At 41.3% G+C, this 19,216-nt stretch carries 14 protein-coding genes, 12 tRNA genes and 1 pseudogene; 6 read left to right on the top strand and 21 right to left on the bottom strand.

Features of this window, described 5'->3' with window-relative positions:
- Positions 1 to 107 precede the first annotated feature (107 nt).
- From rplT to ACMAZF_RS05785, 5 genes and pseudogenes are all read right to left on the bottom strand, one after another.
- Positions 108 to 462 (bottom strand): annotated as a pseudogene (gene rplT, locus ACMAZF_RS05805) (50S ribosomal protein L20).
- A gap of 22 nt (positions 463 to 484) precedes the next feature.
- Positions 485 to 682, bottom strand: coding sequence for a 50S ribosomal protein L35 (gene rpmI / locus ACMAZF_RS05800; RefSeq protein WP_435276489.1), 198 nt, complete (start codon positions 680 to 682; stop codon positions 485 to 487).
- A gap of 106 nt (positions 683 to 788) precedes the next feature.
- The gene (infC, locus tag ACMAZF_RS05795; RefSeq protein WP_435276488.1) at positions 789 to 1,307 is read right to left on the bottom strand and encodes a translation initiation factor IF-3; all 519 of its coding nucleotides are present in this window, start codon (positions 1,305 to 1,307) and stop codon (positions 789 to 791) included.
- A 27-nt stretch (positions 1,308 to 1,334) separates the two neighbouring features.
- Positions 1,335 to 3,269: a threonine--tRNA ligase gene (gene thrS / locus ACMAZF_RS05790; protein ID WP_435276487.1), complete on the bottom strand. Its 1,935-nt coding sequence runs from the start codon at positions 3,267 to 3,269 to the stop codon at positions 1,335 to 1,337.
- 240 nt (positions 3,270 to 3,509) lie between these two features.
- Positions 3,510 to 5,399 (bottom strand): DEAD/DEAH box helicase, encoded by a 1,890-nt coding sequence (locus ACMAZF_RS05785; RefSeq protein WP_435276486.1) that lies wholly within the window; start codon positions 5,397 to 5,399, stop codon positions 3,510 to 3,512.
- A 311-nt stretch (positions 5,400 to 5,710) separates the two neighbouring features.
- Here ACMAZF_RS05785 and ACMAZF_RS05780 point away from each other — a divergent pair, with 311 nt between their 5' ends.
- Entirely contained in the window at positions 5,711 to 7,363 is a 1,653-nt protein-coding gene (locus ACMAZF_RS05780; RefSeq protein WP_435276485.1) for a DUF342 domain-containing protein, read from the top strand.
- Here the strand turns inward: ACMAZF_RS05780 and ACMAZF_RS05775 are convergent.
- The 11 genes from ACMAZF_RS05775 to gltX all read right to left on the bottom strand — a co-directional run bounded on the left by ACMAZF_RS05775 (position 7,360) and on the right by gltX (position 13,764).
- Positions 7,360 to 9,318 carry a TonB-dependent receptor plug domain-containing protein gene (locus ACMAZF_RS05775; protein WP_435276484.1) on the bottom strand — a complete coding sequence of 653 codons (1,959 nt, stop codon included), beginning with the start codon at positions 9,316 to 9,318 and terminating at the stop codon, positions 7,360 to 7,362. The two genes, ACMAZF_RS05780 and ACMAZF_RS05775, sit on opposite strands and share 4 nt — an antisense overlap.
- A 9-nt stretch (positions 9,319 to 9,327) precedes the next feature.
- Positions 9,328 to 10,572, bottom strand: a complete 1,245-nt coding sequence (locus ACMAZF_RS05770) for a diguanylate cyclase domain-containing protein (protein WP_435276483.1) — start codon at positions 10,570 to 10,572, stop codon at positions 9,328 to 9,330.
- Positions 10,562 to 11,101 carry a YfiR family protein gene (locus ACMAZF_RS05765; protein ID WP_435276482.1) on the bottom strand — a complete coding sequence of 180 codons (540 nt, stop codon included), beginning with the start codon at positions 11,099 to 11,101 and terminating at the stop codon, positions 10,562 to 10,564. The genes ACMAZF_RS05770 and ACMAZF_RS05765 overlap by 11 nt, the downstream gene beginning before the upstream one ends.
- A 282-nt stretch (positions 11,102 to 11,383) precedes the next feature.
- Positions 11,384 to 11,459, bottom strand: a tRNA-Glu gene (locus ACMAZF_RS05760).
- Positions 11,460 to 11,486: 27 nt separating this feature from the next.
- Positions 11,487 to 11,562, bottom strand: a tRNA-Glu gene (locus ACMAZF_RS05755).
- A 41-nt stretch (positions 11,563 to 11,603) separates the two neighbouring features.
- Positions 11,604 to 11,679 (bottom strand) — tRNA-Glu (locus ACMAZF_RS05750).
- A gap of 43 nt (positions 11,680 to 11,722) precedes the next feature.
- Positions 11,723 to 11,798, bottom strand: a tRNA-Glu gene (locus ACMAZF_RS05745).
- Between the two features lie 51 nt (positions 11,799 to 11,849).
- A tRNA-Glu gene (locus ACMAZF_RS05740) sits at positions 11,850 to 11,925 on the bottom strand.
- Between the two features lie 30 nt (positions 11,926 to 11,955).
- Positions 11,956 to 12,031 (bottom strand) — tRNA-Glu (locus ACMAZF_RS05735).
- Between the two features lie 20 nt (positions 12,032 to 12,051).
- Positions 12,052 to 12,127: transfer RNA gene (locus ACMAZF_RS05730), tRNA-Ala, on the bottom strand.
- 227 nt (positions 12,128 to 12,354) lie between these two features.
- Positions 12,355 to 13,764 (bottom strand): glutamate--tRNA ligase, encoded by a 1,410-nt coding sequence (gltX, locus tag ACMAZF_RS05725; RefSeq protein ID WP_435276481.1) that lies wholly within the window; start codon positions 13,762 to 13,764, stop codon positions 12,355 to 12,357.
- 393 nt (positions 13,765 to 14,157) lie between these two features.
- Here gltX and ACMAZF_RS05720 point away from each other — a divergent pair.
- The 5 genes from ACMAZF_RS05720 to ACMAZF_RS05700 all read left to right on the top strand — a co-directional run bounded on the left by ACMAZF_RS05720 (position 14,158) and on the right by ACMAZF_RS05700 (position 14,690).
- Positions 14,158 to 14,233: transfer RNA gene (locus ACMAZF_RS05720), tRNA-Val, on the top strand.
- Between the two features lie 40 nt (positions 14,234 to 14,273).
- Positions 14,274 to 14,349, top strand: a tRNA-Val gene (locus ACMAZF_RS05715).
- 39 nt (positions 14,350 to 14,388) lie between these two features.
- A tRNA-Val gene (locus ACMAZF_RS05710) sits at positions 14,389 to 14,464 on the top strand.
- 37 nt (positions 14,465 to 14,501) lie between these two features.
- A tRNA-Val gene (locus ACMAZF_RS05705) sits at positions 14,502 to 14,577 on the top strand.
- Positions 14,578 to 14,614: 37 nt separating this feature from the next.
- Positions 14,615 to 14,690 (top strand) — tRNA-Val (locus tag ACMAZF_RS05700).
- Between the two features lie 142 nt (positions 14,691 to 14,832).
- On the opposite strand, the gene ACMAZF_RS05695 is transcribed toward ACMAZF_RS05700, so the two are convergent.
- The 5 genes from ACMAZF_RS05695 to ACMAZF_RS05675 all read right to left on the bottom strand — a co-directional run bounded on the left by ACMAZF_RS05695 (position 14,833) and on the right by ACMAZF_RS05675 (position 19,180).
- A complete protein-coding gene (locus tag ACMAZF_RS05695) occupies positions 14,833 to 15,045 on the bottom strand; it encodes a hypothetical protein (RefSeq protein WP_435276480.1) in 213 nt (70 codons plus the stop codon).
- A gap of 186 nt (positions 15,046 to 15,231) precedes the next feature.
- Positions 15,232 to 15,861, bottom strand: a complete 630-nt coding sequence (locus tag ACMAZF_RS05690) for a reverse transcriptase domain-containing protein (protein ID WP_435276479.1) — start codon at positions 15,859 to 15,861, stop codon at positions 15,232 to 15,234.
- Positions 15,753 to 16,568 (bottom strand): reverse transcriptase domain-containing protein, encoded by an 816-nt coding sequence (locus ACMAZF_RS05685; RefSeq protein ID WP_435276478.1) that lies wholly within the window; start codon positions 16,566 to 16,568, stop codon positions 15,753 to 15,755. The genes ACMAZF_RS05690 and ACMAZF_RS05685 overlap by 109 nt, the downstream gene beginning before the upstream one ends.
- Before the next feature lie 737 nt (positions 16,569 to 17,305).
- Positions 17,306 to 18,199 (bottom strand): formylglycine-generating enzyme family protein, encoded by an 894-nt coding sequence (locus tag ACMAZF_RS05680; RefSeq protein WP_435276477.1) that lies wholly within the window; start codon positions 18,197 to 18,199, stop codon positions 17,306 to 17,308.
- Positions 18,200 to 18,220: 21 nt separating this feature from the next.
- A complete protein-coding gene (locus tag ACMAZF_RS05675; RefSeq protein ID WP_435276476.1) occupies positions 18,221 to 19,180 on the bottom strand; it encodes an Imm49 family immunity protein in 960 nt (319 codons plus the stop codon).
- Positions 19,181 to 19,216: the final 36 nt, after the last annotated feature.

The following is a 19,216-nucleotide window of genomic DNA, read 5'->3' as shown; positions in this document are numbered from 1 at the left end:
TTGTAGCACTTAAGTACCAAAACAGTACAAAAGTACCAAAGAGAAAAACAGGCAATAAAAAAGGAGCCCTAAGGCTCCTTTTATCAATAACTCAAAAAATATTTGAATTAAAGTGCAGCTTTTGCTTTTTCAACAAGAACGCTGAATGCGTGCTTATCAAATACAGCGATGTCCGCTAAGATCTTACGATCGATTTCAATAGATGCTTTCTTAAGACCGTTAATGAAACGGCTGTAAGACATTTCGTTTTGACGTGCAGCAGCATTGATACGAGCAATCCATAATTGACGGAATTGACGTTTACGCTGACGACGGTCACGGTAAGCATATTGACCAGCTTTAGTTACAGCTTGGAAAGCAACACGATAAACACGTGAACGTGCACCGTAATAACCTTTAGCTTGTTTTAAAACTTTTCTTGTGGCTCGCGCGAGCCTGTACACCACGTTTTACTCTAGGCATTGTTCAAATTCTCCAGTAAGTCTTATGCGAAAGGAAGCATGCGGTTGATTGAAGGAACGTCCACTTTATGGATCATACCTTTAGCACGCAATTGACGCTTACGCTTAGTACTTTTCTTAGTCAAAATATGACGTAAGTGGTTATGTTTGAACTTAAAGCCGCCAGAACCCGTTTTCTTGAAACGTTTCGCAGCGCCTTTGTTAGATTTCATCTTTGGCATAATTAAATCTTCTACTTCGCATTGGGTTAATATTAGATAGTAAGGCGTACAAAAATCAGCCCCCAACCAAGGTCGGAGGCTGTATTGCAACTTTAAATTGCCCTAACTATTTCTTTTTCGGTGCTAGTACCATCACCATTTGACGCCCTTCCATTGCTGGAAAAGACTCAACGTTAGCTATTTCCGCTACATCATCTTTAATACGATTCAGTAGTTTAGTACCTAAACCTTGGTGTGCCATTTCGCGACCACGAAAACGCAGTGTAATTTTCACTTTGTTTCCGTCTTCAAGAAAGCGATTCAGGTTGCGTAGTTTTACCTGATAATCGCCTTCGTCAGTTCCAGGACGGAATTTTAATTCCTTCAGCTGGATCTGTTTATTTTTTTGGCGTTGTTCTTTGTCTTTTTTCGATTTCTCGAAAATAAACTTACCGTAGTCCATAACTCGACATACAGGCGGCTCGGCATTTGGGCTAATTTCTACTAAGTCCAAGTTAGCTTCTTCAGCTGCTGACATTGCTTCATGTAGAGAAACAATCCCTACAGGTTGGCCGTCTGCGCCAGTTAAACGAACTTCACTTGCGGTGATTTCACCATTTATTTGGTGCAAATTTTTCTTTTGCACTTGTCCTCTTCTTGCGCCTTTAATCGGTTATTCCTCCAGTTGTGTAAGACAACGCGATTCAATCTCGTTGGTTAATGACTGAGTAAATGCCTCAATTGACATTTTACCTAAATCAACACCACTTCGAGTTCGAACTGCAATCTCTTGCGCTTCTACCTCTTTATCACCAATTACAATTTGGTAAGGTACGCGCTTTAATGTATGTTCTCGGATTTTAAAGCCTATCTTCTCATTTCTCAAGTCTGCTTTGGCTCTAATTCCGCTAGATTTTAATTTATTTACGATATCTGTGACATATTCGCTTTGTTTGTCGGTGATATTCATCACGACAACTTGCGTTGGCGATAACCATGTCGGAAATAATCCCGCGTACTCTTCAATAAGAATACCGATGAAACGTTCAAGCGAGCCTAAAATAGCACGGTGAATCATCACTGGTGTATGACGCTCGTTATCTTCAGCAACAAAAGTTGCGTCTAAACGTTCAGGCATCGAAAAATCGAGCTGGATGGTACCACACTGCCACGCACGACCCAAGCAATCATGTAAAGTAAATTCAATTTTAGGACCGTAGAAAGCACCTTCACCCGGCTGTAAGTCATATTCCAGCTCGTTTTTCTCTAGTGCTTCACGTAATGCATTTTCTGCATTGTCCCATACTTCATCACTGCCTACACGCTGTTCAGGACGGGTCGATAGCTTAATAGCTATGTCTTTAAAACCAAAGGTTTCGTAACAGTCAAAGACCATTTTGATACAATCTGTCACTTCATCAAGAATTTGGCTGTCAGTACAGAAAATATGTGCATCATCTTGGGTAAAGGCACGAACACGCATTAAGCCGTGTAGTGCACCAGATGGCTCATTACGATGACAAGACCCAAACTCAGCCATACGCAATGGTAGGTCTCGGTATGATTTGAGCCCTTGGTTAAAGATTTGAACATGACCAGGACAGTTCATTGGTTTTATGGCGTAATCACGGTTTTCGCTACATGTCGTAAACATACCATCAGCATATTTATCCCAGTGACCTGATTTTTCCCACATGCTGCGGTCCATGATTTGTGGACCCTTTACTTCTTGGTAATCGTACTGCGTGAGCTTTTCACGAATAAAATTTTCAAGTTCACGGAAAACAGTCCAACCGTCATTGTGCCAGAACACCATACCCGGCGCTTCTTCCTGCATATGGTAAAGATCTAAATGCTTACCAATTTTACGGTGGTCGCGTTTTTCTGCTTCTTCAAGACGTTTTAAGTAAGCTTTAAGCTGTTTCTTGTCTGCCCATGCCGTGCCGTATACACGTTGTAGCATTTTATTCTTTGCATCGCCACGCCAGTAAGCACCAGCTACTTTCATAATTTTAAAGTGCTGACAGTGTTTCATGCTTGGTACGTGTGGGCCACGACACATATCAATGTATTCTTCGTGATGATACAAACCTGGACGTGCGTCTTGGTCGATGCCATCAATGATTTCTAGTTTGTAGCTCTCACCACGTTCTTCAAATACAGCGCGAGCTTCTTCAACAGAAACTTTTTTACGAACAACGTCATAATTGGTCTTAGCCAATTTTAACATGTGCTTTTCAAGCTTAGTTAAGTCTTCTGTCGTTAATGAATGCTCCATATCGATGTCATAGTAAAAACCATTATCGATAGTTGGGCCAATTGCCATTTTTGCGTCGGGCCATAGTTGTTTTACAGCATGACCAATTAAATGCGCACAAGAGTGACGAATGATTTCAATGCCATCTTCATCTTTAGCCGTGATAATTTCAATAGCGCTATCGTTGGTGATTAATTCACAAGCATCAACACGCTCGCCATTAATACGACCGGCAACACAAGCTTTCGCTAAACCTGGGCCAATATCTGCTGCAACGTCCATAATAGACACAGCATTATCAAAAGTACGTTGGTTGCCATCTGGCAGTGTAATAGTAACTGAAGTATTCATTGAGTGTAGTATTCCTAACAGTGGTGACCTATACCAAAGATCACATGCTATTTCTTAAATAATTATCTTGTGTTGATATTGGTAATTGACTCAACACGTTGAACGTATCCTAATGTTCGCCAAACGTAGGCGGGAGCAAAAGGCGCACAATTCTACCCTATTGACATTTCAACGACAATGGCGGAGCGACAAAAACAAAAAAACCAGCCGAAGCTGGTTTTTTATTAAAGCAAATAATGATTACTTATCGCGACGGTTACCACGGTTGTCACTGCGATTACCGCGTGATTCACCACGAGAATCGTTACGTTGACCGCGATGGCCACGTGACTCACTACGCTCTCGACGTTGACCACCGCCGTTACCATCACGACGATTACCACCATTACCAGCGTTGCCACCATCACGGCCACCACGACGAGGACGATCATCAGGTAACGTACCAGACTGAAGTTTAGTCAGTTTCATTGCTTTAGAACACACGTAAGATTTGTACAAGTGATCTAACGTTTCTTTTGGCATATCAGACGGTAATTCAACCGTTGTGTAGTTGTCGTGTAAACGAATTCCACCAATGAATTGGCTATCGATGTTTGCTTCGTTAGCAATAGCACCAACAACGTTCTTCACTTGAACACCGTCTCCGCGACCGACTTCAATACGGTAAGTATCCATATTTACGTTAGCACGTGGTTGACGAGGTCCGCGTTCACGTCCACCTCTTTCGCCACGGTCACGTCCGCCTCTGTCGCCACGTTCGCCGCTATCACGTGCACGTTCTTCACGTTCACGACGTGGTGGGCGTGCAGGTTCAGCTTCAAGTTGAAGTGGTTTGTCTTTTTGCGCCATAAATAATAATGCAGCAGCTAGCTCTTCAACAGTTGCGTCATCTTCAGCTGAAAGTTCTTGGCTTAGGTTGCGATAAAATTCAAGATCTTCAGTTTTGATAACGTTTTGCAGTGTTTCACGGAAGCTCACGATACGCTTAGCTGAAATATCATCACGTGTCGGTAAATCCATTTCTGCGATTTTATGACGTGTTAATTTTTCAATAGTGTAAAGCATACGCTTTTCACGCGGTGCAACGAACAAGATTGCGCTACCCGTACGACCTGCACGACCTGTACGACCAATACGGTGAACATAAGATTCAGCGTCATATGGAATATCGTAGTTGATAACTAAGTCTAAACGAGGAACATCAAGACCACGCGCCGCAACATCTGTTGCAACAAGTATGTCTAAGCCACCAGTTTTAAGACGGTTAATGGTGCGCTCACGTAATTGTTGCGTCATGTCACCGTTGATTGCAGCAGCGCTGTAACCACGTGCTTCAAGTTTCTCAGCGATTTCAACAGTCATTGTCTTAGTACGTGAGAAGATGATAACGCCATCGTAAGTTTCTGTTTCTAAAATACGCGTTAATGCTTCCATTTTCGTGTTACCACGAACGAACCAGTAACGTTGGTCGATGTTTTCAACAGTTGCTGTTTTCGCTTCGATTTTCACGAATTCAGGATTATTCATGTAGCTGTTACCGATGCGCTTGATGCTATCAGGCATAGTTGCTGAGAATAATGCAGTTTGCTTGTCTTTTGGCGTTGCTTTCATCATGGTTTCAACATCATCGATGAATCCCATGCGTAACATTTCATCGGCTTCGTCAAGTACCAGTGCTTTGATGCTGTCTAATTTCAATGTGCCGCGATCTAAATGATCCAACAAACGACCCGGTGTACCAACAATAACTTGCGGGCCACGTTTAAGGGCTTTGATTTGTTGTGGGTAAGCTTGACCACCGTAGATTGGTAATACGTGGAAACCTTTGATGTAACGAGAATACGCTTGGAATGCTTCAGCAACTTGGATTGCTAATTCACGCGTTGGCGCCATTACTAAGATTTGTGGTTCGCTTAAGTTCACATCGATATTAGTTAACAACGGCAATGCAAATGCCGCCGTTTTACCGGTACCCGTTTGTGCCAATGCCATGACATCCTTGCCTTTTAGCATATGAGGAATTGCCGCTTCTTGCACAGGCGATGGACGCTCGTATCCTAAGTCTGCAAGTGCTTTGTGAAGTGGCTGAGCAAGCTCTAATTCGCTAAAAGTGATAGTCGATTCTGACATATGTTTGGGTACCGGGCTAAAAAAAGGGCGCAAATTATAACGCTTAATGTGGTTATAGGATAGTCATTATTACAATTAATTAAGCCTTGACTGATATTTAGCGGCATTGATCACACGCTTTTTCACATCATCTTCCGCCAAATCAACAATATCCATGCCAAATTACCAAAAATTAAAAAATTAAGTGATTTAAACGTTTTAAAATTGACAAAACGCCTTTAAATAATGCATCTTCTCACCTACAACCATAAAAGATTATCTGTATCACTTTTACAACACTAAAGTATTAAAAATTACGGACGCTAATTACCATGCTAAGTCAGGATACCTTAGAAATTTCTGCTGATAAGATTTCAATCGCGATCGCACCGCAAGACAATGAAATTAAAGCTATCGAAATTTGCCAACTTTTACGCCGTCTCAAGAATAATGATTTGATGGAGTTGAATGAGAATATTGCTCAGGCAGCTGACATGATTAACAAGTTAACGCGAGATCATACCGCTGATGTCGTCAGTGATATTGTTATTGCCCAAGCGAAAGATGCAAGCCTCTCTGTTGACATAACCAACGAAGATATGAAGGCCGTTATCACAATTAACGCACCTTGGGGAGGCAATGCTGTTAGAGCAAAGGATTTAACGCATTTTATTAAGCTTCAAGGTATTAACGCAGGGATATTGTCAGAGAGTTTTCCCGGCCATTTAAAAGCCGCAGAGAAGCTCAAACCGGGTCAAACTTACCAATTTGACGCGGCGCTAGGTCAACCTGCTGTCCATGGCGATAATAGCCAATTTAAGATCCTTATCAGCACCATGGAAGAGCGAGAGCTTAAGCCTCAACAACGAGGTAATGGCAAGGTTGATATGCACGACCTTGGTGAAGTAGCCACTGTTGCCGCTAATACGCCACTTATCGAGCGGATCCCACCGACATTAGGTACTGAAGGGGTTACCGTACTAGGTAAGCCTTTGCCAGCCGTCGCAGGCGAATCTATTGACTTTCCAACCACAGATGGCACTGAGGTATCAAAAGACAATAACAATTTATTAGTCAGCTCACTTGAAGGGATCCCGCGATTACATCAAGGCTCTATCGCGATTAATGATGTTCTGAAGGTTAAAAATGTCGATATTGGTTTTGGTAATATCGATTACAAAGGCAATGTAATTGTTAAAGGCGACGTGTGTGAAGGCATGACGGTAAAATCTCAAGGCGATATTACCATTGGTGGCTGTGTCAATTCTGCAACGTTAATTGCCGGCGGTAATATTATTGTTGAGCAAGGTATATTTGGTAAAAAACGCAGCGAAGATGAGTCTCTAACTTGTCATGTCGAAGCGCTTGGCACAGTGAACGCACAATACATGCAGTATGCAAAAGTGGTCGCGGGTATTAATGTTCAAGCACAAACTCAACTACTCCATTGCGCGGTTACGGCAAGTGATAGTGTAATAGTTGCTAATAAAGCGTTAACCAAAGGTACCATTTTTGGCGGTACAGTTGAGGCTAAGCATAAGATATCATGCATCGATCTTGGTGGTAACGCGGGCAGTAAAACGGTTTTGTCACTCACCGCAAATCTCGATACTGTTCGCGAGTCCATTGAATCCCATCAATCAACACTCAATAAAGAATTCCCCGTTCTACAACAATTGATTGCAGCGCACGATAAGGTCAATACATTAAATTCAGCCGAGCAAAAACAACTGTTGAATAAACTCAAGCGAAATATCGATAAAAAAGTGGCGATTATTGTCGATTTAAAAAAGAAGATGGCAACGGCCAATCAGCAAATTCAAGCCGAGCAGGACGCAATGAGCATCGTCGCTAAACAGACCCTCTATGACGGTGTAAAAATCACTATGGATGCTCAAGAGTCTCAAACATTGCAACAATACAAAGCGATAAAGATCACCTTGGTTCATGGCGCCGTTACGATTGCACCATTAAAAGATGCTTAAAACTCATATTTAATTGTCAAGTTAAGCATTCGCCCTATGGCGCTCGATGTTGTGAACAATTCAGAGTCTCGTGGAAACTCAACAAATTCGTCGTTAGTAAGATTTTGGCCAACTAAGCTTAAGATTAATTTATCTTGAAGGTGCCAATTTACCGAGATATCAAGGATCTCGTATGCAGGCGTATCAAACCAACGGTGCTCATCAATAAACTTCGCCAACATTTGCATTGAGACGTCTTCATGAAGAGACCATTGAAGGCGCGTATAGAACTGGCTATTATCATAGTCTTGTGAGGTTACATTCACCTCTAAATAACTTAATTCGTCTAGATCATAATCGAGATACGAAAAACCAATTAGCGCGTTAAATGTCGGAGATATCTGCCAACCAAATGCTAGATCAGAACCGTAAGATGTCGCCTTACCTTCATTAACTAACGTATTAACAACCGTTGGTACTCCATTAATCAATTCACCAGTTATTTTGCCGATAAAGATAGAATCTAGATCTGAATGAAAAGCCGATAGATTGATATTAAAGTTATCTTCAATGAAACGATATCCCAATTCCGTAGTTGTAGAATAATCAATGGCATTTTTACTATTTGCTCTAATTATTAACGCCGTATTATTGGTATCGTTTGGAAATGGTGCACTAAATTCTAGCGCCTGATCCGTGTTTATCAGCATTCGATAACCTTTTGAATACGCTCCCCAAATAGAATGTATTGCATTAAATTGATAATTGGCACGAATGCTCGGTGAATTCTCCCAGTGATCCATCAATTTCATGTAATCCCAACGTACACCTGCAATAAGCTTTAGACGATCATCAAAAAATTTAAGCTCGTCTTGAACAAAGATACCGCGATTAATAGCACTCAGTCTTATATTCAAACTGTTATCAGGAAAATCACCTTCGCTAGAGACATAATCTCCGCCAAAAGAAAACAAATGCTGTTGCCATTGATAGTTTGCAGCAGAGTTAAACGCAATGACTCGTTGCGAGTTATCTGAACTATCAACGCCCCAATCAACGTTATTACCGTAAAGCTGCGAATACCATTTTAAGCCGCTATCAAAAGTATGGTCGACGCGTAAGTTATAGCTGGTATGACGGGAAAAACTCTCTCCGTTTTTATAGTACAAACGGTTAGTTAAAGGGTTTGTTAACCTCTCGACAATCCCACGACTGTTTTTTCTCTGTAGAATTTGCGCCTTAAACGCACTTTTCTCGGCATATTGCAGATCATATTGCGCGCCTAAATGATGGCTGTCAGTATAATCATTAGGAGGGATAACAATACCTAACTTTTCTTTGGCATGTGATTCTCCCCCACGAATATAGCCGCCAAAAACTCGAACACTACTAATGTCATTAATCTCGCGACCATATCGAAGCTCAACAACTTGCTCAACATCATTTCCGACAGAGGCTTTGACTAACATACCGTGCGTATCAGTCGTGTGACGTGTGATAATATTTAACAAGCCGTTGTTTGAGCTATTTCCCCATAAACTACCGCTTGGGCCACGCACCAATTCAATGCGTTCAATATCATCAACCGGATAATTTAGTGCTTCCCACGAAATACCATTAATAATAGGATCAGACACGGTCTGGCCATCAATCATCACCAACACATTGCTATTAAAACGGCTCGCCGCAGAACGTACTGAAATAGCCCATTGGTTATTATCGATACGCCGCGCATCGACGCCAAGTAACAATTTTAATAATTGTGGCAAACGGGTATAACCGGATAATTCTATATCTTGTCGCTCCAACACAAAAATACTGGCTGGCGTGCCACCAATTGATTGCGGTCGTTTCATGGCTGATGTTGTTTCAACCTCAAGAGACATCAATTTCATCAAGTCATCTTCAATAGGAAAGTTCTTTGCATGGGCAATGCAGCACACAAGACTTAAACTAAAGATAAAATGCTTAAACATAACTAATCCTTACTGGTAAATCAAAAACTGGTTACGCCCAGCTTGTTTGGCTTGATACATAGCGTCATCAGCCTTGGCTTTTAACACATCAAAATCTTGCCCATGTGTTGGATAAATAGACACACCTAAACTCATCGTCATTAACATTGGACGATCTAAAATATTAAAAGGAATTTGAAATAAATCGATAATTCGCCGCGCAATGTCACTGGCGTCTTCATCCTCTGCTAGCATAAACAACATAGTAAATTCATCGCCGCCAATACGGGCAACAGAGTCCATTGCCCTGCACTGTTTTTCAAGACGTCGACTAACCTGGCATAACAGCTCATCACCAGCTGCATGGCCATAAGTATCATTAACCTCTTTAAACTTGTCTAAATCGATAAACATCAACGCAACTTTGGTGTTATCTCTATTAGCTTGTGCAATTGACTGTTTTAAGCGATCTTCGTATAACGCGCGATTGGGTAATTTAGTAAGGTTATCGTAATACGCTTGGGCTTCTAACTGCTTATTAAGCATTTCCAATTCTTTAGTTCGCTGTGTAACCAGCGATTCTAACGCTAATTCACGATCATTGGTTTTCGCCAGCATGTCGTTAAATACATTTTGCAATAAGGCAATCTCACCAGATGCCTTCGTTGTAGTGCGCTGACTATAATCACCGGAATCAGAAATATCTCCAGCAAGGGTTGCAAGCTCTATAATTGGGGCTGCAAAACGGCGCTGTATCCATAGTGACAATAAGAATGAAAAAACTAGAGAAATAAACATAACTGCCACAACAACGGTTAGGTAAACCCGAATCGATTCTTTCACTTGTTTATTGTTAACAACGAGCGTCAATGTTCCCGCAGATTTTTTATCAATATAAAGATCCGTAGAAATAGAATAATACCCCATCGCATCAACAACGCTCTTTTGTGCCAACTGAGAGTTTCCAAAATGAACAAATCGTTCAGATTTATCATTAACAACCTGAGCATATTCCACTAATTCGTTAGTTTTTAGTGCATCAAGTAACTCTTGCGCCGACAACGTATCATTAAAGACCACAGCAGCAGTCATGTTACTGGCTAATACATCGCTTATCACTGAAATTTCTTTGGTCATTCGCTGCTTGGCAGCGCGATACTCATTAATACTTAAACCTGCTATCGCAATTAAGATAGAAACCATACTTACTGACACAATCAGCGCAACAATTTTTTGTCCCATCGATAAACGTAATAAGAGCTTATTAATCATCATCAACCTCCGCCGTTGAGATGATCCGCGCTAAGCGTAATAAACTCGCATTAATAGTGAGCTGTGATGAAGCGACACGCGTAGTATTGATTTCGAATCTCAGTTTATTATCTGCTAAAAAGAAATTGATATGACTGGAAGATTGGCTCATTCCCCTACTTTCACTAATAATAAGTAGATTGGGATGCTCCGTATTTTTTAAATAACCGCGCCATTGAGTGGACGATTCTTTATCAATGAACAATAAATCACAATTAATCAGTTCATTGCTATCAATAAATTTAAAAGTAGGCTTGCGCTCAAACCACTCCTCACTCGCGAGCTGCGAAGAGAAAATAGAACTTACAGCAACGCTGCTAACACAGAATCTAAATTGATCACTTGAGAAATGTTGCCACCGAGTATATCGAATAAAGTTGGCAATAAACGCAGACTTAATATTGTATTCGCGTTCGTTAATACCTACACCAATGACATTGTATGAATAACTATAAAGCAGGAAAAGAATAACAATACGTGGCAACAAACGCATATAAAATAAGCCTTTGAGTAGACAGCTAGGTTATTAACAGCAAAACATCGAAACCGACAGCACTAATCAAGCATACGCTCCTTGTTAAAAACATTGTAAAACGACCTGACCTATCGCTAAGTGAGATATAACTAATACCTTCGACATAGGATAAAAACATCAATAGCACAAATGTTAACACAGAAATAACGTAACAAAATACAAATGTATGATCTGACTAAAATAATGATTTAAATTGTTGGAAATTATTTACTTAGAACTGTTAACGAATGTTAACAGTGTTGGCGTCCCCTAGGGGTTTCGAACCCCTGTTACCGCCGTGAAAGGGCGGTGTCCTAGGCCACTAGACGAAGGGGACCCATGGACTGTTATTTATCTGCAATGTTGGCGTCCCCTAGGGGTTTCGAACCCCTGTTACCGCCGTGAAAGGGCGGTGTCCTAGGCCACTAGACGAAGGGGACACACGAATTGCATTGATAAATGCTTTGCTTAAGATAAAGAGTGGCGTCCCCTAGGGGTTTCGAACCCCTGTTACCGCCGTGAAAGGGCGGTGTCCTAGGCCACTAGACGAAGGGGACACAGTTTCTTTACTCAAAGCAAAATGTCATTTGTATTATATGTTGGCGTCCCCTAGGGGTTTCGAACCCCTGTTACCGCCGTGAAAGGGCGGTGTCCTAGGCCACTAGACGAAGGGGACACACTGCGCTTACTGTTCAGATAAGCATAATACTTTTGATGATGTTAATAGTGGCGTCCCCTAGGGGTTTCGAACCCCTGTTACCGCCGTGAAAGGGCGGTGTCCTAGGCCACTAGACGAAGGGGACGCATATATTACTATCATCGGTGTTATCAATTGGCGTCCCCTAGGGGTTTCGAACCCCTGTTACCGCCGTGAAAGGGCGGTGTCCTAGGCCACTAGACGAAGGGGACGCATCTCGATAACTAGTTAGTGGTGGAGCTATGCGGGATCGAACCGCAGACCTCTTCGCTGCCAGCGAAGCGCTCTCCCAGCTGAGCTATAGCCCCTCTACTAACTTTGTTGTTCAGGAGGATGACTCATCCCTTACAACGGAGCGCATTCTATGCACCTCTCGTGAAAGAGTCAACTCATTTTTATCAAATAAATGCTACTCGATAAAAAAATGCGCAGTTCGTTGAATCTTTAAACGTAAAGCACCTACAAAGCGCAACTTTAAGGCATAAAAAAAGCATACCTAGGTATGCTTTTTATCATTTACTAATCAATAAGTAAATTAAGCTTGTAAGCGAGCCTTACAAAACTCAACAGCTTTAGCAATACGGGCAAGACTGCGCTCTTTACCTACTAACTGCAATGTTACATCAAGCGATGGCGACTGCCCTGCCCCAGTGACAGCAACACGCAATGGCATACCAACTTTACCCATGCCAACTTCAAGCTCTCTTGCTGTTGCATCAATAGCATTATGAAGATTTTCTAATGACCAGTCTTCTAGTGCACTAAGTTTTTCACCCACTAACTGCAATGGTTCCATTGCTACGCCACGTAAATGTTTTTTCGCCGCGCCAGCGTCAAACTCTTCAAAGTCTTCAAAGCAATAACGCGATTGCGTAGCTAACTCTTTTAATGTGTTAACGCGTTCGCCCAATGCGGTAACGATTTCTTCTAACGCTGGGCCATTGGTTGTATCAATTTTTTGATCATCCATGTGCCAAGAAAGGTATTTAGCAACGTGTGAAGGCGCTGCTGTTTTAATATAATGGTTGTTTAACCACAATAACTTGTCAGTATTAAAACCTGACGCAGCTTTATTAATAGCATCTAATGAAAACAATTCTTTCATTTCATCAATACTAAATACTTCTTGCTCACCGTGTGACCAACCTAAACGCACTAAGTAATTAAGTAGTGCTTCTGGTAAAAAGCCATCATCACGATATTGCATGACACCAACAGCGCCATGACGTTTTGACAATTTCTTACCATCGTCACCTAAAATCATCGATACATGCGCATATTCAGGAATCGGTGCACCTAATGCTTGTAAGATATTAATCTGGCGCGGCGTATTATTGATATGGTCTTCACCGCGAACAACATGAGTAATTCCCATATCCCAATCATCAACAACAACACAGAAATTATAAGTTGGGCTGCCATCAGTACGCTGAATGATTAGATCATCAAGTTCACTATTTGCGATAGTAATGTTGTCACGAACATGATCATCAAAAGATACTTCACCCTCTAACGGGTTTTTAAAACGAATAACATGATCAACATCCGTTGGTTGCTCAGCAAGGTTACGACAACAACCGTCATAACGAGGTTTCTCACCTGCTGCCATTTTCTCTTCGCGTAATTTATCTAATCGCTCAGTTGAACAATAACAACGATACGCTTTATCTTCTTCTATTAGTTGCGTGATTAACTCTTTGTAACGATCAAAACGTTTAGTTTGGTAATATGGACCTTCATTCCATTCCAAACCTAACCATTCCATTCCTTCCATAATGGCATCGATAGCTTCTTGAGTAGAACGTTCGATATCAGTATCTTCAATACGTAATACAAACTCACCGCCCATCTTTTGCGCTACAAGCCATGAATATAAAGCAGTACGAGCGCCACCAACGTGAAGATAGCCAGTAGGGCTAGGAGCAAAACGTGTTTTGATTGTCATAATCAATAATAACCTTTGGATAAACTCTATTGATAACTCATCAATAGATATACAGAACAAATAATGTATTAAACCTACAAATACCTATAATAGGTTTAACTATGCGCTGCATTTTAGCAATTTACGCCATAACTACAATCAAGTTTATTGATGATTGTGAAATATTCGATTGAAATCATGCCAAAATGGAATTAATTTGTTCAACCTGCTGTAAAAGTCACCGCTTAATAGTATTTATCAAAAAAAGCGTTGACTCTAAATCGAGTCTCTCTATAATACGCCTCCGAAACAACGAGACAGCAAACGCTTTTTCTTGTTTTGTTAAATCGGATGATTAGTGCCACATTGTGGAGAACATCACCCTTCTTATAAAGAAGTAAAACTATATGACCCGGACGATTAGCTCAGTTGGGAGAGCATCGCCCTTACAAGGCGAGGGTCACTGGTTCGAGCCCAGTATCGTCCACCATTCTTTTATTGAAGAATTAAAAAATCAATTAATCCCCTGAGGACGATTAGCTCAGTTGGGAGAGCATCGCCCTTACAAGGCGAGGGTCACTGGTTCGAGCCCAGTATCGTCCACCATTCTTTTATTGAAGAATCAAAAAATCAATTATCCCCTGAGGACGATTAGCTCAGTTGGGAGAGCATCGCCCTTACAAGGCGAGGGTCACTGGTTCGAGCCCAGTATCGTCCACCATTCTTACTCCAAGAATTAAAACTAGGACATCCCCTGAGGACGATTAGCTCAGTTGGGAGAGCATCGCCCTTACAAGGCGAGGGTCACTGGTTCGAGCCCAGTATCGTCCACCATTCTTACTCCAAGAATTAAAACTAGGACATCCCCTGAGGACGATTAGCTCAGTTGGGAGAGCATCGCCCTTACAAGGCGAGGGTCACTGGTTCGAGCCCAGTATCGTCCACCACTCTTTTATAGTATTTCACTTAATTATCTATCTTAAATTTTAATTAGCTTTAGCGATAACACTTTAGTGAAAGTATTCTCAATTCTTAACAATTAACGAACGATATATTAGCAGTTAATGCGAAAAAGATGCCTACCTCAAATTAGCTTCTTATAATGGCATAGGCAGCGATATTAATTGAAAAAATAGAGGAAAGTAGTTTAATGCGGTCAACGAGCCATTGGCGTCTATGGTCGTCATTGCGTTTAGCATAAGGGGCATCACCGCACAAGAAACTGCGACGCACACAGCGGTTAATCACGTAATAATAAGAAGTGGCTGATAAATCAATAAGCTGGTGTCTTGCTCTCGTCATTGTCGACTCCTACTACGCTCGATTTAAACTTATCAAAGCATAGTGGAAGTGAACGATATTTCAACAATCAATAAGAAAAAGAATCGCCGTAAAGCCCTAATTTACATTAATAATCTATCAATATAAATCAGGCCTCCGGCGCAGATCCGTACGTGCGCTACTAACGCATACGGCTCCTACATTGAGTCAAAGGGTGAGGCGTTGGCTTGGATACGGATGTCGATTACGGGTGTGTGGAATAAATATCCAGATTAAGCCTTTCATTCGCTGCCAGTTAAAGCTTTTACCCTTTTGACTTCGACGCCTTAGCGCTTTTATCCAAAGTTTACACACCTCGGTTCTCATTGTTCGAATACTTTGACCATTATCAGGCACAGCGAAGTAATTGAAGTATCCTGTTAATGCGCGTTTGAGCCACTGCCCAACAACGTATGGCGACTTATGCCGCGTTTTCATTAGCACTTCTTTGATATGCCTGAGTTTAGCTCTGAGCCTTTTCTTTATTGAGAGTCTCAAAAGTTTAAACTGCCCGTCATTTCGGCGAACACTGCAAATATGTGTAAATCCAAGAAAATCGAATGTCTTAGGTTTACTTTGCTTGCGTTGCCGTCGATTTAAGCTGGCAAAACGACCGAATTCTATCAGGTGCGTTTTACTTTCGTTTAAACTCAATGAAAATGCCGCCAGCCGTTTGGTTAATTCATATTTCAGTCGATTGCCATCACTTTTGTATTGAAAACCAATAACAAAATCGTCAGCATATCGAACGATATAAACCTCCCCACGTGCATGGCGGTTTCGCCATTGAAAACCCACAAATCTAACACATAGTGTAGGAAAATATTCGCCAACAATGGCGATATAACTGCACCTTGCGGTGTCCCTACCCATGATGTTTGCTTTGTGCCTCCATCTACAACCCCAACTGTTAACCAGTTGTTGATAAGCCTTAAAACGCGTTTATCGCTAATTCTATGTGCTAAAAATTTCATCATCCATTCGTGATTAATTGTATCGAAGAAACCTTTTAAATCAGCATCTAAAATCCAGCTTACTTTCTTTGTCGTCGTCGCCATATACACCGCATCTAATGCTTGGTGCTGATTGCGTTTTGGACGAAAACCGTAACTAAACCCTAGAAAGTCTGACTCATAAATAGGCTCTAACAGCCAAACGATCGTCTGTTGTACAATTTTATCTTCGATGGATGTTACACCGATGGGTCTTAGTGTACCGTCGGCTTTAGGTATCCAAATTCGCTTAACAGGTTTTGCTTTGTAACATCCAAGTTGAAGCTTTTGATGTAACGCAGTTAACGATGCTTTGGCGGTTTGTTGATACTCTGACCATCCGATATTATCGACGCCTTTAGCCGCCCGTTTATTAAGGTGATTAAACGCCTTATGCAACGAGGCCAACGTGATGTGGTGAAATAGATTATTAAATTGTAGCGATTTATCACGTTTTGCTGCTTCCCCTAGCCGATCCAAACGAGGCAGCAATACTTCCACGCTCTGCGTCATGGTCTTACTCCTGTTGAATGACTTTCTCTTTGTCAGCTCCCTTCGCTCCACATACTCCGCCACGTTGATTTTCTCACCGCTTTGTTCGCATGCTTCTTCACTACCAAAAAAAAGGGACAGGCAAAAATTTCTCGGGGTCTTGGCGGCTTGCTGAGCCTTACCAAGCAGAGGGCTTTCACCTCCAATCTTCTACCGATTTATCTCGGCGCACTGCCTGTCCCTTTTTTTTTTTTTTTTTTTCTCTAGTCGATTAACGAAAAAAACATCAACACTCACACAATGAGCAAACAACATCAACACAACAATAGAATCTTCTATTATTCAATATTCAAACCTCAAGGCATGTAAATTAGAAGACTGTAAACAGCATGTTCACAAACTTATCAATTTTATCTTTAAAGAATAAAACATCGTATAAAGTGTGATTACAACTCACAATCAACAAATGCCCGAACGTTGTATCGTCTATACGAGTACTTCGCCCATTAATAGGGGTGTAATAGGGCTTGTATGTTACAAATTCTCTATAATTTCTAACCTTAAACGTATTGGTACACTGCTGTTTTACTGTGAGCTTAAAACTATCGGCAGACCAACTAGTCGAACCCGTTGTGCAGGTGATTTGTAACAAATTTTCTTCAATATTATTGACTGAACAATTTTCTTCAGAAATACGATTGGCACAACCGCTTGAACCTAATAGCAACAAAATGATTAAAGTCAAACGTTTAAAGACGCTACTTCCCATTCTCAATCACTTCCGGCAATGAAATGGCCAATCTAGCGCTACAACCGTCACCACCGTCAACGCCAGTTTGGATTCGTGATGTTGAGCGATTAAAATTAAAGCCATAACGCCACCAACCGCCACGTAAAATAGCATCATCATCACCAAATAACGATTTATACGCTGTCTGACTGGGTGACTGTTGTTGATAGCTATAAGCATCATCAGCAACCCATTCAGGTAAGTTTCCTATCATGCCTAGTAAGCCAAATCCGTTAGGCGCTTTTTGTTCATCTCGTGTCAGAGTTCGATAATTATCTGCATTAAAGTCTGTGTTGAATTTAGTCCATGCATATTGGGTGTCTGGTTCATCTCCCCAATAGAACATGCTATTAGTGCCTGCTTTACAGGCATATTCCCATTCCATTTCACTTGGCAGTCTGAGGCTAAACTGTTCAGCCCAGTCTGTTACATTATCTCTATGGACGCCTGTAATAGGATGTAAACAACCAAAATTACAGTCAAGTTTAACGCCACCATATTTATCCCACGCTTGCTCAGGGAGCAAATAATCACTGATTAAAAATGGGGTAATAACAATCGGATACTTTTGCTCGAAATCGTTTTCATCCAAGTCCATTGAGCCATCGGTCACTAACTTCGAGTAATAATCTGGCGCGGCCCCGACTTTAAAATTATCACTACCAGGGAGCAAATGAAAAGCCATTTGCAGTTTCTGGTGGAAAAAGACGCCAATATCAAATTGATTGTCAGCCATCGTAAATTGTCGCAGCGCGATAAACTCAAACCCCAACTCGTTTAACGGCGCTTTAATAGTGTCTATTTCAGCCTGTCGCTGCTCTGGTGTGGCCTCTTGCCACTGTAAAATATTGTCTATTAACATGTTTATTTCTTCACCAATCTATTATTCAGCCACTTTATAAGGAGGCGGCAGCACTAAGGACTCATCATCAAAAATCCACCAACGACATAAATGACCATTATTTACAGGCGGCTCCCATTGACGCTTATCAACGGCTAACACCGCCGCAGCTAGCAAAAAGGGGGAATATTCATCCATAAACGGTGACGAGTAAAAAGCGTGCTGCTTTTTCATCTGCTTTACGTGAACTTGCGTCGTCTGCGTGATCGCATTTGCAAAGCCTGCTTCATCATCAATTGCGATAAAATAAAACGGCTCAATCATAGCACGGTAAAACGGGGTATTATTAATAGGAAACTCTGCCATAAACTGCTCATACAACCGTTGATGATTGGCGGTAGGATCTAACATGCCCTTCAAATAACGCACATAAATCATTGGGTGTTGTACATTGCCTCCACAATATCCAAGACCACTGCTGTGATATCGCCACGCATCGTCTTCTGTATAATTAAGTAACAGGGTTGTTATGTCATGATTTCGAGTGGCAATGGCATAACAAAGGGCTTCTCCCCACCGAGTATATCTAAAGCAAGATGCATTGTAGTTTGGTATTTCAGAAACAAAAGTAACGTCTCGTTCTAATTCACCAGAGACAAAGCTTGGCAGCGTGATGCGTTGTGAAAAACTATCACCTACATTGCCCATACATTGCATCATTTGACCTGCATAAATGCTTTGAGCAACCGTCAGTGACTCCATTGCATTGGATAAATCCATAGGATCTTTAGTGACATAATACAGTCCGATCCCCAAATTAAAGTATTCTTCTAGCGATTCTCGAACAAACTTGATATCACGCGTCTTAAAATCAAATGGTATTTTCTCCACTGAAAGATTCAAAAGTACATTCCGCCTAAAATCAATAAACTCATTTTTTGGCTGCTTATTGGAGTTGGTTAAACTTATTTTCTTTGTTTTCGGTAGTTTTTTTAATTTCATCACAAACTCAATAAAATAGCGGCCAATGACCGCTAT

Source organism: Psychrobium sp. nBUS_13, from assembly GCF_051201665.1.
Lineage (GTDB): Bacteria > Pseudomonadota > Gammaproteobacteria > Enterobacterales > Psychrobiaceae > Psychrobium.
The sequence above is the reverse complement of the archived record's forward strand: the minus strand, read 5'-3'. Positions and strand labels throughout refer to the sequence as shown.